General features: G+C 40.8%; 16 protein-coding genes and 1 rRNA gene. 10 read left to right on the top strand and 7 right to left on the bottom strand.

Going from position 1 to position 14,320, the window contains the following annotated elements:
* Positions 1–46 precede the first annotated feature (46 nt).
* Positions 47–958 carry a bestrophin family protein gene (locus tag FTV13_RS08450; protein WP_159123091.1) on the top strand — a complete coding sequence of 304 codons (912 nt, stop codon included), beginning with the start codon at positions 47–49 and terminating at the stop codon, positions 956–958.
* A gap of 67 nt (positions 959–1,025) precedes the next feature.
* Positions 1,026–2,048 (top strand): hypothetical protein, encoded by a 1,023-nt coding sequence (locus tag FTV13_RS08445; protein WP_180011708.1) that lies wholly within the window; start codon positions 1,026–1,028, stop codon positions 2,046–2,048.
* A gap of 2 nt (positions 2,049–2,050) precedes the next feature.
* On the opposite strand, the gene FTV13_RS08440 is transcribed toward FTV13_RS08445, so the two are convergent.
* Complete coding sequence (locus tag FTV13_RS08440; protein ID WP_159123093.1) at positions 2,051–2,902, bottom strand: PHP domain-containing protein; 852 nt, start codon at positions 2,900–2,902, stop codon at positions 2,051–2,053.
* A gap of 44 nt (positions 2,903–2,946) precedes the next feature.
* On the opposite strand from FTV13_RS08440, the gene FTV13_RS08435 reads away from it, so the two are divergent.
* The 4 genes from FTV13_RS08435 to mnmC are packed head-to-tail and all read left to right on the top strand — an operon-like array spanning position 2,947 to position 6,360.
* Positions 2,947–3,558 (top strand): septation protein IspZ, encoded by a 612-nt coding sequence (locus tag FTV13_RS08435; RefSeq protein WP_005233839.1) that lies wholly within the window; start codon positions 2,947–2,949, stop codon positions 3,556–3,558.
* Positions 3,559–3,586: 28 nt separating this feature from the next.
* The gene (locus FTV13_RS08430) at positions 3,587–3,889 is read left to right on the top strand and encodes a YciI family protein (RefSeq protein ID WP_004783657.1); all 303 of its coding nucleotides are present in this window, start codon (positions 3,587–3,589) and stop codon (positions 3,887–3,889) included.
* Positions 3,890–3,894: 5 nt separating this feature from the next.
* Positions 3,895–4,413 carry a hypothetical protein gene (locus FTV13_RS08425; protein ID WP_159123094.1) on the top strand — a complete coding sequence of 173 codons (519 nt, stop codon included), beginning with the start codon at positions 3,895–3,897 and terminating at the stop codon, positions 4,411–4,413.
* Between the two features lie 39 nt (positions 4,414–4,452).
* Positions 4,453–6,360 carry an FAD-dependent 5-carboxymethylaminomethyl-2-thiouridine(34) oxidoreductase MnmC gene (gene mnmC / locus FTV13_RS08420; RefSeq protein ID WP_180011706.1) on the top strand — a complete coding sequence of 636 codons (1,908 nt, stop codon included), beginning with the start codon at positions 4,453–4,455 and terminating at the stop codon, positions 6,358–6,360.
* A gap of 151 nt (positions 6,361–6,511) precedes the next feature.
* On the opposite strand, the gene FTV13_RS08415 is transcribed toward mnmC, so the two are convergent.
* Positions 6,512–6,826, bottom strand: coding sequence for a rhodanese-like domain-containing protein (locus FTV13_RS08415; RefSeq protein ID WP_179993326.1), 315 nt, complete (start codon positions 6,824–6,826; stop codon positions 6,512–6,514).
* Between the two features lie 91 nt (positions 6,827–6,917).
* On the opposite strand from FTV13_RS08415, the gene FTV13_RS08410 reads away from it, so the two are divergent.
* Positions 6,918–7,406, top strand: a complete 489-nt coding sequence (locus FTV13_RS08410) for a YajQ family cyclic di-GMP-binding protein (protein WP_004783667.1) — start codon at positions 6,918–6,920, stop codon at positions 7,404–7,406.
* Positions 7,407–7,433: 27 nt separating this feature from the next.
* Positions 7,434–7,937, top strand: coding sequence for a DUF4442 domain-containing protein (locus FTV13_RS08405; protein WP_180011704.1), 504 nt, complete (start codon positions 7,434–7,436; stop codon positions 7,935–7,937).
* Between the two features lie 57 nt (positions 7,938–7,994).
* Here the strand turns inward: FTV13_RS08405 and FTV13_RS08400 are convergent, their stop codons facing one another.
* From FTV13_RS08400 to FTV13_RS08390, 3 genes are all read right to left on the bottom strand, one after another.
* Entirely contained in the window at positions 7,995–8,366 is a 372-nt protein-coding gene (locus tag FTV13_RS08400; RefSeq protein ID WP_171523022.1) for an acyl-CoA thioesterase, read from the bottom strand.
* A 75-nt stretch (positions 8,367–8,441) separates the two neighbouring features.
* Positions 8,442–8,876 (bottom strand): thioredoxin TrxC, encoded by a 435-nt coding sequence (trxC, locus tag FTV13_RS08395; RefSeq protein ID WP_004783672.1) that lies wholly within the window; start codon positions 8,874–8,876, stop codon positions 8,442–8,444.
* Entirely contained in the window at positions 8,877–9,773 is an 897-nt protein-coding gene (locus FTV13_RS08390; RefSeq protein ID WP_179993328.1) for an alpha/beta hydrolase, read from the bottom strand.
* A gap of 125 nt (positions 9,774–9,898) precedes the next feature.
* On the opposite strand from FTV13_RS08390, the gene FTV13_RS08385 reads away from it, so the two are divergent.
* On the top strand, positions 9,899–10,234 hold the full coding sequence (locus FTV13_RS08385; protein ID WP_004783676.1) for a TIGR01244 family sulfur transferase: 336 nt from the start codon (positions 9,899–9,901) through the stop codon (positions 10,232–10,234).
* 215 nt (positions 10,235–10,449) lie between these two features.
* Here FTV13_RS08385 and FTV13_RS08380 read toward each other — a convergent pair whose 3' ends face one another.
* Complete coding sequence (locus FTV13_RS08380) at positions 10,450–12,447, bottom strand: hypothetical protein (protein WP_179993330.1); 1,998 nt, start codon at positions 12,445–12,447, stop codon at positions 10,450–10,452.
* 156 nt (positions 12,448–12,603) lie between these two features.
* On the opposite strand from FTV13_RS08380, the gene FTV13_RS08375 reads away from it, so the two are divergent.
* Positions 12,604–14,001 (top strand): dihydrolipoyl dehydrogenase, encoded by a 1,398-nt coding sequence (locus FTV13_RS08375; protein ID WP_180011703.1) that lies wholly within the window; start codon positions 12,604–12,606, stop codon positions 13,999–14,001.
* Positions 14,002–14,202: 201 nt separating this feature from the next.
* Here FTV13_RS08375 and rrf read toward each other — a convergent pair.
* Positions 14,203–14,317 (bottom strand): 5S ribosomal RNA (gene rrf, locus FTV13_RS08370).
* Positions 14,318–14,320 lie beyond the last annotated feature (3 nt).

Raw genomic sequence — 14,320 nt, 5'->3', positions numbered from 1 at the left:
TACAACTCAAGAAGATCATGAAAAAAAATTGTGATGATTCCAATAAATGATCGTACGTGACCAGCAGAACGTTTTTAAATTATTATTTTCCTGGCGAGGAACGATTTTACCTAAGGTTTTACCTCCTTTAGGCGTGGTCATGCTGATTTCAGCCATTATTGGTGGTTTTTCACGTGTAGGTTATTTTCATTTTCCAGAACTCCCTCTCGTCGGCTTTACCCTCATCGGCGTAGTACTGTCTATCTTTCTCGGATTTAAAAATACTGCTTGTTATGACCGCTGGTGGGAAGCACGTAAACTCTGGGGTATTCTGATTGCCAATGCACGTCATTTTGACCGTGACTGCCGGATGTTGTCTCAAGGCCGTCGTGAACGTGTGATTCAGCACGTCATCGTTTTCGCGAACGTACTGCGTGACCGTCTGCGCCATCAGACAGCCAATCCGACTGAACTGGTGGAAACAAGTGGGATGAGCCAGCAGGCGATTACTCAGCTCTATCAACAGGCCAATGCACCGCAATATACCTTGAGTCTGATTCAGTGGGAGCTAATGCAAGCTCTCAAAGAAGGTGAAATCTCTGACATCATTTATATGCAGATGAATAATCATGTCGCGGAACTCAGTATTGTGCAGACAGGTTGTGACCGGATTGCGACGACGCCTTTGCCTTTTGCCTATTCGGTACTCTTGAACCGTACCGTATATTTTTTCTGTTTTATTTTACCTTTTAGTCTGGGCTCAACGCTTGGTCTGTTTACGCCTTTGCTGGTCGGTATTTTGGCCTATACTTTTTTGGGACTGGATGCACTAAGCTCAGAGATTGAAGAACCTTTCGGAACTCAAAGCAATGACTTGCCACTGGACTCCATGGTTCGTACCATTGAAATCGAACTGTTAGGCACTCTGGGCAAACCGACACCGCCACCGATTCAGGCACAAGATAATAATTTGCTATAATTTATAAATAAATGCCTCAGAATTAGCATTTTGAGGTTCTAATTTTTATCTAAAAATTCAAAAAAATATGAAATTAAAACAAAAAATTCAACAAGCGGTGCCTCAACCCATTGTTCGACCATGGTTGGCTTTAGCACTATTTTTACTTTGTGCCATCTTGGCTTTTATAGTGAGTTCATTAGTCCAATCAGAACTTTTTCTCGATCTTCAACGTAGGCCTGTTTTCCATATTTTATTTAGTCTATGTGTTCCCCTCTTTCTGTTTCAGGATCGAGGAATAAATTTAAAGTTTCCTTTTTTTATACAAAAATATTTGATCGATCCTCAACTCAAAAAAGATATGACTGAGCAAGCAGTCCAACATTCACAAGCAATTATTCTGGCTCAACGTACTATTCGTGCAAAATGGTGGCAGGTGAAACAGCCACAGTTATTATTACAACTGCCCAATCATGATCAAGGCATCTGGTTTAATATAGATTTAAAACAGGTTTTTAATCTTTCGCCTTTTTTTACACTTCAAGTCAAATTAAGTGATGCGATGATTGGGCAACTGATCGATATACATTTTTTGACACGCTCTCATGTAATCATCCAGTTATTTGAAATTTCCCAAAATAATGATTTTTCAATATTCATTGGCACAGAAGTTGGAGCACAAAGAGGACTAGGGAGATTAGAAAAAATCCCATCGGCGCTTATGCTCGACTTATCCCGAATTACACACATAGAAGCCTTGAGAACCTGTCCAGAAAGTCATGACTTACAGTTAACCACAGGTTATGGTAAAACTTATCTCATTCATTCTCATGCAAAATACTTTAAACAATTGGAACTCGCCTTATCCTCACGCATTGATGTGATTGCCTATCGTAAGTTCAAACTTGATCTCAAGATTGATCATCTGTTCATTTCAAAAAAACATCCAAACTTTTATCGAAATTTAGTCCTGACTTCCATCATGCTGTATATCGTCATCATGACTTTAATCACTTCTGAATGGGCCTTATTACTTGTTAATGTCCTCATTCTGCATTTGATGTATAAATTCGCCCAAGATCTTAAAACTGATCCATTCATCAAGATTTAGAATTAACAAAAACTCTCCCAAATCCCGACCTGCCCTGGTTTTAAGCTCGGCACATTCCCCAGTTTAATCCAGGGCATATGGTCACCATGAAAATCACTGCCAATTGAAACTTTAAGTCCTTGCTCTGCAATCATCCGGTCAACCATCTGACGGGTTGAACTTGGATCAATAGCGGGCGGCAACTCCACCGCATCTCCACCAAACTTGGCGAAGATCTCGATCAGATAACGAATATTAGTCGCGGATAAATCATAACGGGTTGGATGCGCCAACACGGCAAAGCCACCGCTGTCATGTATGACCTGAATGGTTTCTTCCAGACCCAGACCATCAAATTTGACATAGGCCTTTTTACCTTCCTTGATGTACTTATCAAAGGCCTGTTGGGGGCGGGTCACAATGCCTTTTTCTACCAGCGTTTTGGCAATATGGGTTCGGGTAACCCGATCAGGAATATTATCAACTTTGGCAATCACGTCAGCATAAATATCCTGACCAATTAAAGGAACCAGAAGGTCACAGATCTGTTTAGAGCGTTCGGCACGAATGATCTTCTGCTGATTGAGGGCTTTTTGTAACGGCTCAGGATTCTGAACATTGAGTGCCACAATATGTACGCCATAATTTTTCTTGGTCGCAGGACGTGACCACTGGCTAGAAATCTCGACTCCAGAAATTATCTTAATCTCATGATTTTTGGCAGCTTCTTCAGCCAACACTAAACCGTCCATAGTGTCATGATCAGTCAGGGCCAAAGTATGGATAAGTTTGTCCGCAGCCGCTTCGACCAATTGCTGAGGACTCAAAGTTCCATCAGAAATATTACTATGTGTATGTAAATCTACGCCGTGCATCTCTATACTATGACATTTATTTGATCAGATTTAGATACTCTAACATGAAAGCACTTTTAGACTTTGTGCCACTCATTATTTTCTTTTATTTATATAAAACTGTAGATCCAAAAGACACTGACCATCAACTTCTACAATTGATCGGTTCTGCGGGGGGTGTCGACAATAACAATATTCTCGTTGCAACTACGGGTCTGATCATTTCCATGCTGGTGGTCTATGGTGCGTTATTTGTCATGCAGAAATTTCGCCTGGACAAACAGCAATGGATTGTTCTGTTTATGACGGTGATCTTCGGTGGGATCACCCTGATGCTCAGCGACGATTTCTATATTCGTCTTAAAGCTGTATTACTGAATCTGGTCTTTGCAGGTGTCTTCCTGTTATCGCCATGGTTTAGCAAAGATAAGAAGCCACTCATCCAGCGTCTGTTTGGCCCAGTATTTAATTTGAGCGCCAAAGGCTGGCTTAAATTGAACTATGCCTGGGTGGGTATGTTTACCCTCATGTCATTTCTGCATACATTCTTTGCCTATTTATGGATGGATGGAAAATATTGGGGCGAATTTACTGCATTCGGTGACATGATCGTGATGTTTTCCTTTATCATTATTCAGTTTATTGTATTGCGCAAATACTTTAGAACAGCTGAATAAGTCCAACTACAAACGATAGAGAGTCATCATGCCATTATTCGTCGTTAGCTGTACCGACCGGGAAGGTACAGTTGAAAAACGCCTTGCGATTCGTCCACAACATCTTGCACGTCTAGAACAGTTAGATGCTGAAGGCCGTCTGATTGTTGCAGGTGCCATGCCTAAAGATCCAGCCAATCCTCAAGCCGGTTTCTATGGCAGCACCATCATCGTTGATTTTGACAGTCGTGAAGCACTGGATGCATGGTTACAGGATGAGCCATTCCTGAAAGAAGGCGTATACGCGCATATTGATGTGAAACCATTTAATAAAGCATTTCCTAAAGGATAAGGTTCATGCGCGCTGTTACCGCCAGTTTCATTGGCTTTTGTTTCATGATTCCTTCTGCCTGGGCTGTTGAAGTTTCTGCTCCAGTTGCCCCGGCTACACAGCCAGCAGCTACTCCTGTCCAAGCTGTTACCACACAAGCACCTGCTCAGGGCGCTTCTGCACAGCAGGCTGGAATTATTCCAGCAGTTGCAACAACTGCTCAGACTGTTCAGCCGACTGAGAAAAAGCCGCTCACCGCAGAAGAAATTGCCAAGCAGAAAGCCCAGCAAGATGCCAAAGTCAAAGCTTTAGTCAAAGATCAGGCAACGCGTCTACAGCAACTGGAAAAAGCCAATCTGGAAGCCCTGTCACAAAATCAGGAATTGCAGCTCAAGAACGACAATCTCGGGGTTCAGGTACAGGTCCTGCAAAGTGAACGTAGTGCCCAGATGTTTCTCTACGGCGCTGCAACTTTGGCAGTCGGTGTATTACTTGGCTTTCTGATAGCGAGCTATGTTTATACCAAACGTCGCCGTCAGTGGTAATCTATAAGCCGTCCAAATATCTTTAAGGTTGTACCCGTTTTGTCGCATGCAATTCAAACTGCCGATCTGGATTGGCAATTGGTGGATGGCATTGATGTGCCTGTGTCCAAGCAATTTGGTGATGTGTATTTTTCCAAAGACAATGGATTGCTGGAAACCCGGCATGTCTTTTTAAATGGTAATGACCTTAGTACCCGCCTGGCCGATTTAAAACCTTTTGCATATTTCTGTGTCGGTGAAACGGGTTTTGGTACAGGTTTAAATATTCTGGCGTTATGGCAGCTCTGGCAACAGGTGCGTCCGGACAATCCGAGTCATTTGCATGCCATTTCAGTAGAAAAATTTCCGCTTTCTAGAGCAGATTTAGTCCGTGCCTTAAATGCCTGGCCAGAATTGAAACCACTAGCAGATCAACTCATCTCCCAATATCCAATTCCGATTGCCGGTTGTCATCGTCTCAGCTTTCCTGAAGAGCGTTTCAGTCTGGACCTGTGGCTGGGAGATGCACATGATGTCTTTCCTGTCATTGAAAAAACTGCACCCGTTAATGCCTGGTTTCTGGATGGCTTCGCACCTTCATGTAATCCGGATATGTGGGAAGAAAATGTTTTAAATAATATCGTGCGTTTATCCGAGATTGGGACGACTTTTGCTTCTTTTAGCGTTGCAGGTGTCTTAAAACGTGGTTTAAAACAGCACGGCATCTCTATTTCCCGTCCACGTGGATTTGGCCATAAACGTGAAATGCTGAAAGCGATCTGGAATCCTGTTGAAGAAAATAAAGACAGTGAAACGGCTTTAGAGCAGGAAATTACTCAAAAAAAAACTGAACCAGATCTAGAGAGTCTTACCAGACCTCGTCAAATCGCTGTGATTGGCGCTGGAATCGCAGGTTTAAGTACGGCATGGGCATTCACTCAACGCGGTCATCAAGTCACGATTTACGACCAGTCAGCGCCTCTTTCAGGCGGTTCCGGCAATCCCCTTGCCCTGCTTAACCCTAAACTGTGTCCAGTTGAGCAAAGTGCCGAACATCTGATGACGGTGGCCTGGCAGCATGCCTTAAATCATTATCAGAAATTTAAAGCTTTTCGCTCAATTCAGGTCAACCAGCTTGCCTTAAAAAATCCTGAACAGCTTTTAGGATTGGCAGATGAATATCCCGCAGAAACTCTTGCTGCTCAAAGTGCAGCAGACCAAGAGATTCAAACTGAATTTCCAGCTTTAAAACTATTAGCAGCGGGCGCAGTTTCACCCCATCAACTGCGTGATGAAATTTTGCAGCATCCTCTTATTCAGTATAAACAAGCCAAAATTAGTCATATTGAGGCTGCTGAACAACCTGAGTTATTTGCAGAGCAGCAATCCTTAGGCAAGTTTGATCACATCGTTGTATGTACCGCACGTGATACCCAGCAATTCTTTGAACATTATCCAGTCCTGAAACCGATTCGTGGACAGGTCAGCTGGGTCAATAATCAAGATCAGCCATTGAATCAGGATACAGCCTATAGTTACGGCGGTTACTGTATGCAGCTCAATCCCGAACAACTGATTTTGGGTGCTTCATTCTATCCAGGCCGGGATGATGCAGAAGTCTTAATAGAAGATCATGTGCATAATTATGAACTTATCCACAGTGTCTTTCCTGAATATGCACAGTTATTCCCATCTACCGAAACCTGGCAAGGTCGAGCGGCAGTACGCGCACAGAGTCAAGATTATTTTCCTTTACTCGGAAAAATGAAGGCAGATGAAGAGATTTACAGTTTTGCTGGTCTCGGCTCTAAAGGCTTTCTGTTTGCGCCATTGTGTAGTGAAATTCTGGCTGCCCAAATTTTGGGAGAAGCTTGCCCAGTACCTTCGAACTTGGTAAAGAAACTCGACGTGACACGTTTTCAAAAGAAGGTAAAAGCCAAGAAGCCTTATTTTAAGCCTCAAGATTAAAGAACTCCTCCCTTTAATAAAGGGTGAGGAATACTGTTCCGCAAGGGAGGGATTTTTAGAAAGAATGTTAATCCTCCTTTAAAGAAGGACGATTTTGAAGAAATCTAGACAACAAAAAAGCGCCTGACGGCGCTTTTTTTCACAAGGTCAATTATGCACCTTGTTCCAGTGGCATACCTGCATCACGAGCAGCACGAGTACCACCCATCAGAATGACATATTCACGTGTGCTGTCAAAACCCTCTAACTTTTCAGCTGCACGTGGAGCTTTACTCCCACCACCACATAAAATGTAAATCGGTTGATCCGCTGACACCTGAGTCAGGCTATCTGCTGAAAGATCGTTAATGGGCTGATTGACCGCCCCTTTCACGTGTGCTTCAGCATAAGCACTTGCATCTCGTACATCCCAGATTACAGCATTTTCTGGGAACTCAAATGTTGTAATTTCTTGTTTACGGATCATTGCGCACTCCTTTGATGTAAACAACACTTGGCAAATGAAGAAAACATCCCTAGCATCTCAGATATTCTTTCCCTTTGTAAAGGTCTAAACTATGCCTTCTTTCGATATTGTTTCTGAATTAGAAATTTTTGAAGTAAATCATGCAGTTCAAAATACCCAAAAAGAGATTGCAACCCGCTTCGATTTCCGTGGACAGGATGTTTCTATTGAACTAAATGAAAAAAACAAGGAAATCAAAATTAGCACAGAAAGTGATTTCCAATGTGAGCAAGTGTATACCATGCTGGAAAACCATTTCTTCAAGCGTAAAGTGGATATTCAGGCGCTAGATCCACAAAAAATGACCGCTTCAGGCAAAAATGTAGTTCAAGTGATCAAGCTTAAAGATGGCCTTGACTCTGATACTGCGAAAAAAATTAATAAGGCCATTAAAGAAAGTGGTATTAAAGTGCAATCTTCAATTCAGGGTGACAAGATTCGTGTGACTGATAAAAAACGCGATACCTTGCAACAAGTGATGGCATTCCTGAAAGAACAACAATTCGGTCTGCCTTTACAGTTTAACAACTTTAAAGACTAAGATATTTCAACGTCTGTAGATGGAATTATGGCAAAGAGCAACCGACTGACCAAACTGGTCAAAGCGACATCAAGATTACCGCAAGGTATGCGTACTGCTTTATTGAGTAAGACTTTTGGCCGAGTAGTTCCGATGGTTGGCTCTGCCAAGATTCGCTATCAGGAAATCAGTGCTTCCAAAGTCGTGGTAAGTATGGCCAATCATAAGGTCATGCAGAACCATATCGGTCAGATTCATGCCTGTGCCATGGCACTGCTGGCAGAAACAGCGACCGGTTTTGTGACTGCGATGAATGTACCTGACAGCGCAGTGGTTCTGATTAAAAGCCTAAAAGTGGACTTTAAGCGTCCAACCAAAGGTGCCATGACTGCGGTGGCTACGTTGACTCCTGAACAGCAGCAATTGATGCAAAGTTCAGAAAAAGGTGAAACACTGGTACAAGTAATCGTAAGCGATGAATCTGGTGAAGCACCGATTCAATGTGAAATGCTCTGGGCTTGGATTGCCAAGAACCAGTTGAAGCCAGGCTAATTTCAATACAGACAAAAAAATCCCAGATTATTGATCTGGGATTTTTTATTTAATGAATTATGAGTTCTGCTGAGATTCTGCAAATTTCTGTTTTGCTTCATCCGGAATTGGACGTTTATTGCCTTTGACATCCACTGCGACAAAGGTAAATACCCCTTCAGTCACGCGTACAGGTGCACGTGAGTTATCATGACTGTCCCATACTTCGATTTGCATCTGGATTGAAGTATTACCGACTTTTAGAATTTTGGTATAGCAGCTAATGACATCGCCGACTTTCACAGGAACCAGGAAGGTCATCTGGTTAATCGAAATCGTTGCACAGCGTCCTTTACTAAAGCGCTCTGCATGAATTGCTCCCGCCAAGTCCATTTGTGAAACAATCCAGCCACCAAATACATCTCCACTCCAGTTGGTATCCGCAGGCATTGCAATCGTCTGCAGGGAAAGTACTCCCTCTGGTTTAATATGAGAATCTGTCACTTGAACTCCAGGCTTTTTAAATTAGGATTGAGCATTATTTAACTGCTGATCAAGCCACTTTTGTAGTTCGCTTGAACGTAATGCACCGCTTATTCTAGCAATTTCATTGGTTTTATTCATCAAAACCAGCGTCGGAATACTACGTACATTAAATGCTGAACTTAATCGCGGATTCGCTTCAGTATCAATTTTAGCAAATACCACTTGTGGATTTTCTTTTGCTACAGCAGCAAAATGCGGTGCCATCATTTTACATGGACCACACCAGTCTGCCCATAGATCAATCAGGATGGGAAGATCACTATGGGTGACAAACTGACTAAAGTTCTGTTCATTTAGCTCAATCGGCGCTAATGGAACTAAAGCTTGATGACACTGACCACATGCTGGATCGGCCGTTAATTTTTCTTCAGGCACACGATTTTTAGCCTGGCAATTCGGGCATACAATGATCATCTAGCGCACTCCAATATGTTGATGTAAGAATTCTAATTGGGTCGAGACTGCTTTTTCAAACCATTCACCATGATAAATATCAAAATGCCGCATATTCCACTCATGATATTGTACAAATGGTGCAATATTGGTTGCGGTTTCCCGACTGGCTTCAATGGGAATCAGGCTGTCTTGTTGTGCTGCGATAAACAGGACAGGAATAGTGATTTTGCGGACTTCCTGAATAGGACGATATCGCATCAATTTAAAGAATACCCGGGCTGGGATATGACCACTCCAGTAATAATCTGGATTCACAATGGATAGATATCCTTCATAACTGTCTTGTGTCGGCATAAAACAGAGTTCATGACGATCAACCACCGGCAAGGTCTTGGGCGCCATTCCTACCTTTGCCCCCATATAATCCTGACTAGAAATCTTCAGGGCTTTAGGCAATTGCTGCAAAGGATAAAGTTTGGCACTTTCTGCACCATCAACAAAGGGTACCTGTACCATTACCGCCTGAATATTTTTTAGTTCTGCGGCCAATGTCAGTACATGCCCTCCACTTAATGCCGTTCCCCATAACACAATCCGTTTGGCATCAATCGATTTACGTGCCTGCAAATGCTGGATCATGGTACGCCAGTCTTCAAGCTGAGCACCGATCGACACCAATTCACGCGGACGCCCGGTACTGCCTCCCCAATAGCGATAATCAAACAGAACCACCGCATAACCTGCACTGGCAAAACGTTGGGCATATTGCACCAGTTTAAAATGACGTAAAGCAGCCAGGCCATGAGCCATCAGGATCACAGCTGGTTTGTCAATCTGTTGAGGACGATAGAAATCCGCAGCAATCACTTCCTGACTGTTTTTGACATACAGTGGTTCGACTGTATAGGCGTACATACGCGCTCCATTGCGTTATTTTATAGTTGTAATCGTTTATAAATTTTTCAGAACTAGGCCATCATGTTTTCAGCTTAATGCTATCATAAAGCATATCAAGATAAATGACATAATGGAGTGACACCATGAGCGAAAATGTAGGCTTTGCTGGCCAAATTGGTCCTGAACATATCTCTCAAGTAGTTGAAAAAGGTTTTAAATCAATTATCAATAATCGTCCGGATATGGAAGGTGGCCCTGAACAGCCAACCAGCGTACAAATTGAGGAGGCTGCTCGTAGTGCAGGTCTAGATTATGTCTTCCAGCCAGTAGTTGCTGGCCAGATTACCGAGCTTGATGTGCGCACCTTTGCTAACCATTATAACGAATTACCAAAGCCGATCTTGATGTTCTGCCGTACAGGAAATCGCTCTAATAATTTATATCAGCTGGCGAAACAGATGGACCTGCTGGATGACTAAGGTATTTGGGGGAAATGTACTTTTAGTCAACATCTCCTTTTAGTTTCAGAGCTCGACCTATGAATAAATTCTTACTGGTTATATGTTGCAGTCTTGCATTGATGGGTTGTAGTTCAATGCATTTTAAGCCTACTGTGGGTGTCAGTATGGGAACTTCTGTTTAACTTTTAAAAAGAAGTTCTCAAAAAAAACAGCGCCGAAGCGCTGTTTTTTTATTAATTAAGAATATATTCTTTTTTACGTACTTTTCCATTTGGTGCAGTAATACTTAAAATCAGACTATCACGTTCATCACAGTCTTTAAGCTTATATTCATAATAAACTTGAGAACTTGTTTTAAAGCTATTAGGAGTTAAAAGATTAAATACATTTGGCACTGTAGCATTTCCGCTCCATAACTCTGCAGTACATGATTTTTCATTGTCTTTAGTATTATCTTCAGCAGTCACTGATACTACTGTTCCTGTTGGCATTGGTACTGATTGAGCATTATTACCAAAAACATTAAAACTGAATTTAGCTCTATCTGTAATTTTCTCATCTACTACAGTAGGGGTGTCGTAGCTGAAAGCAAATATCAACTGTTGACGTATTACTGCTTGCAAATTCTGATTACAAGTACCTTGTATATTAGGCTGTGTGATACTACTTGGTGTACAAGTATTACCGATGGCACCTCTCTTATATAAAAACTCACCAAGCGCATTTTCAAAGATATTATTTTCATTATCATCACGGAAAAAATCACCAATATTACTAGTTAATTCATCAATACCCGCTGTATATAAATTATCTGAGTTCTTATCGATATAAGATTTATCCCCTTCAACATACGCTAATACTGTTACACGATTGTCAGCAGGACGTGGATCTTGTGTTTGTAATTCCACACTACATTCGCCATTTACAGTTGAACAGTTAGGTGTAATACTACCACCCTCTGTATTAAAACTTACGACTGTACCATCTGGTACTTTATTTCCTACACGATCACGTAGTCGAGCTGTGATAGTAGCTTTATCCCCATCTACATTCCACTGTAAAGCATTTTTACTTACAGAAAGACTAAAACCATTTTGTGTTACACGGCCTGTTGCTACTGAAACATCTTTAGATAATGCAGTAACCTGTGAGTCACTTACTAAAGTCGCCTTAATTTCTACAGGGCCAGGAATACTTCCTGGGAATACATCAACAATAACTCGCCCTTGATCATCAGACTTAATTATTTTACTTGTTTTATTATTTAAAGAAACAAATGAAAAATCATTTGGTGCGTAAACTAGCTCAACGTTCACATCCTGATTACGTGCAGGAATGTTGTTTGAATATACTGTAAATTCAACTTTTCCAGATGAACTTGATCCACTACTTAGAATGCCTAATTTTAACTCTCCAGAAGTATAAACTATGGAGTTTGCCTTAATCGCATTAATATTCACATTTTGAGTTGTAGTGACAGCCCCATTGTTTGCTAAAAGTGTTAATTTTTGAGTACCAGTACATAATTGACCACCGCTTGAAATAGCAGTATAGATAGTTTCAACAATCCCTTGATTAGAAAAAATTTCATTCGTGCTAAATGTTCCACATTCAGCTTCAAAGTTAACCTTAATATTGTTTAAAAGTACACCAGTATTTTTATCAACAGTATTTGCAGTTAATCTAACTGAGCCACCCGCTTCAATTGATGTACTTTCTAATTTAACGTTATCAAACTTAGTTTGTAATTGACCAATAGTGAAGTTTGTTGCCGCGGATTGAGCAGTATTTTCATTCATCTCAGCTGCAGCTGAAATTTTATACGCACCTGTTATTTGATCATCAACTGGTTTAATTGCAATGACAGCGACACCATTCATATCTGTCAATACAGAAGCATTGCTAGTACTAAATGCAATTCCTTCACCTGAAAAAGTAACTAATACACCACTTAAAGGTGATTTATTTTCATCTGTCACTTTAACTTGCGCAATAGCACCAGCACTTGTAATTACTGTAGTTATTTTGCCATTCTCATCAATGATTTCTACATTACTAATATTAAGTTTAGAAACTTCAGGATTTTCAATACCATTATCTGAACCTCCCCCAGTATTACCGGAATTTGATCCACTATTATAATATCCGTCACTACCACCACCGCCGCAGCCGGCCAACATTAGTGCAAAAGTAAGAGCAGATAACTTCATACTTAATTGTTTACTAATCATTTAAATCCCCAAGTCCCTCTATCTTCAGAGTTTGTTATCAATCTTTATTTAATTATGCGTTATGTAACCACAGTTGAGCTTTTATGTAAATAAAGGTAAGCCAAATGTTTTGTATGCTAGCTTATAACAATCAAATAAATTTGATAAGAGCAATAAATGTACGACTTAATCATTATCGGCGCAGGCACAGCAGGAATCAGTGCTTATAAAGAAGCTATTAAATATACCCAAAATATTTTAATTATTAATGCCGGTTCATGGGATACAACATGTGCTCGTGTAGGCTGTATGCCGAGCAAGCTTCTGATTTCTTCTGCTAACCGTATGCATGAGATAAAAACTGCAGAAAATCTCGGATTACAGCATGATGCCGTAATAAATACCTCCACCGTTATGGATCGCCTGCATAAGCTTCGTGATCATTATATTCGGGCCACTTTAAAAGAAGTAGAACAATGGGATTCAACTCATAAGGTATCAGGGCACGCAAAATTTACCAATGCTCAAACAGTCCAAGTAGAAGGAAAATCTTATCAAGCTAAAAGTTTTATTATTGCAGTAGGCTCTCGACCAAATTTTGATGCTACCTTAAAAGATGAACTAGGCGATAAACTCCTGACATCTGATGAAATCTTTGAACTTACACAGCTACCTAAATCCTTAGCAGTGATTGGTAGTGGCGTTATTGCAATTGAATTGGCTCAAGCCATGCAACGTTTAGGGGTACGTACTACTATGTTTGCTCGTAGTCAGAAAATAGGTGCACTCACCAGTCCAACTCTACAAGCTTTGGTTAGAGAGCAATTAAATAACGAGCTGGATATCAAATTTAAAACTTTACCTAATCAAGTCAAACTCCTTACTGATCAGGTAAAAATTGACTATATAGAGAATGATCAAAAACAAAGTCTTGAAGTAGATTATGTACTCTCAGCTACTGGACGTAGTTCTAATTTAGATCGATTAGGTTTGGAAAAAATTAATCCTGAATTCCAAGATGTTAAAAAGCTACCTATTAATAAAAAAACCAAGCAATTAGAAAACTTGCCTATTTTTATTGTTGGCGATGCAGCCCCTGATGTCCCAATTCAACATGAAGCTGCCCATAATGGTAAAGAAGTGGTCCAGAACTGCTTAAATTTTCCAGATGTTCAGCCTATTTCTGCCCTAACTCCTTTGGCAATCGTATTTAGCCAACCAGAAATGGCGATTATTGGACAAAGTTTCAAACAGCTAGAAGAGAAAAATACGGAATATATTAGAGGCTTTGTATCTTATGAAAGACAGGGACGCGCGTTAATTCTTTCAGAAAATAAAGGTGGGGCTGAAGTATATATAAATAAAATGTCAGGAAAATTATTAGGTGCTGAATTATTCTGCCCTCAAGCCGAACATCTAGCACACATACTAGCCTGGATGATTGATGCAGAACAAGATATTCATCAGATTTTGGCAAAGCCTTACTATCATCCGACTTTAGAAGAAGGGCTGAGAACAGCATTTAAACATGCTCGTCGTCAGCTTGATCAACAGGAAGTAATTGACAATTCTTAAATATATTAAAGAAGTATTGATAGATAAAATTTAATTACTTCAAACAATATGGTGCAGCTAATAGCTCTGAAGTTTTGGCTGCACCTTGTTACTCTTTAACTCATTTTTTAGATCAGAAAATATCAATAGAAAAAGTTGTAAGCATGAAACCCCACGCATAAAAAAAGCCCCCTGCGTGAGCAGAGGGCTTTAGGAATAATGAGCTGGCGATGACTTACTCTCACATGGGAGACCCCACACTACCATCAGCGCTAAGAGGTTTCACTTCTGAGTTCGGGAAGGGATCAGGTGGTTCACTCTTGCTATGGTCGCCAGCACA

The organism is Acinetobacter sp. YH12235, assembly GCF_013417705.1.
Taxonomy (GTDB): Bacteria; Pseudomonadota; Gammaproteobacteria; order Pseudomonadales; family Moraxellaceae; genus Acinetobacter.
Note: the sequence above shows the minus strand (reverse complement) of the source record. Positions and strands in the feature narration are given on the sequence as shown.

Coding starts and splice junctions, on each gene's coding strand:
- FTV13_RS08450 (WP_159123091.1), top strand. CDS start 47: ATGATCGTACGTGACCAGCAGAACGTTTTTAAATTATTATTTTCCTGG.
- FTV13_RS08445 (WP_180011708.1), top strand. CDS start 1,026: ATGAAATTAAAACAAAAAATTCAACAAGCGGTGCCTCAACCCATTGTT.
- FTV13_RS08440 (WP_159123093.1), bottom strand. CDS start 2,902: ATGCACGGCGTAGATTTACATACACATAGTAATATTTCTGATGGAACT.
- FTV13_RS08435 (WP_005233839.1), top strand. CDS start 2,947: ATGAAAGCACTTTTAGACTTTGTGCCACTCATTATTTTCTTTTATTTA.
- FTV13_RS08430 (WP_004783657.1), top strand. CDS start 3,587: ATGCCATTATTCGTCGTTAGCTGTACCGACCGGGAAGGTACAGTTGAA.
- FTV13_RS08425 (WP_159123094.1), top strand. CDS start 3,895: ATGCGCGCTGTTACCGCCAGTTTCATTGGCTTTTGTTTCATGATTCCT.
- FTV13_RS08415 (WP_179993326.1), bottom strand. CDS start 6,826: ATGATCCGTAAACAAGAAATTACAACATTTGAGTTCCCAGAAAATGCT.
- FTV13_RS08410 (WP_004783667.1), top strand. CDS start 6,918: ATGCCTTCTTTCGATATTGTTTCTGAATTAGAAATTTTTGAAGTAAAT.
- FTV13_RS08405 (WP_180011704.1), top strand. CDS start 7,434: ATGGCAAAGAGCAACCGACTGACCAAACTGGTCAAAGCGACATCAAGA.
- FTV13_RS08400 (WP_171523022.1), bottom strand. CDS start 8,366: ATGCCTGCGGATACCAACTGGAGTGGAGATGTATTTGGTGGCTGGATT.
- trxC (WP_004783672.1), bottom strand. CDS start 8,876: ATGATCATTGTATGCCCGAATTGCCAGGCTAAAAATCGTGTGCCTGAA.
- FTV13_RS08390 (WP_179993328.1), bottom strand. CDS start 9,773: ATGTACGCCTATACAGTCGAACCACTGTATGTCAAAAACAGTCAGGAA.
- FTV13_RS08385 (WP_004783676.1), top strand. CDS start 9,899: ATGAGCGAAAATGTAGGCTTTGCTGGCCAAATTGGTCCTGAACATATC.
- FTV13_RS08380 (WP_179993330.1), bottom strand. CDS start 12,447: ATGATTAGTAAACAATTAAGTATGAAGTTATCTGCTCTTACTTTTGCA.
- FTV13_RS08375 (WP_180011703.1), top strand. CDS start 12,604: ATGTACGACTTAATCATTATCGGCGCAGGCACAGCAGGAATCAGTGCT.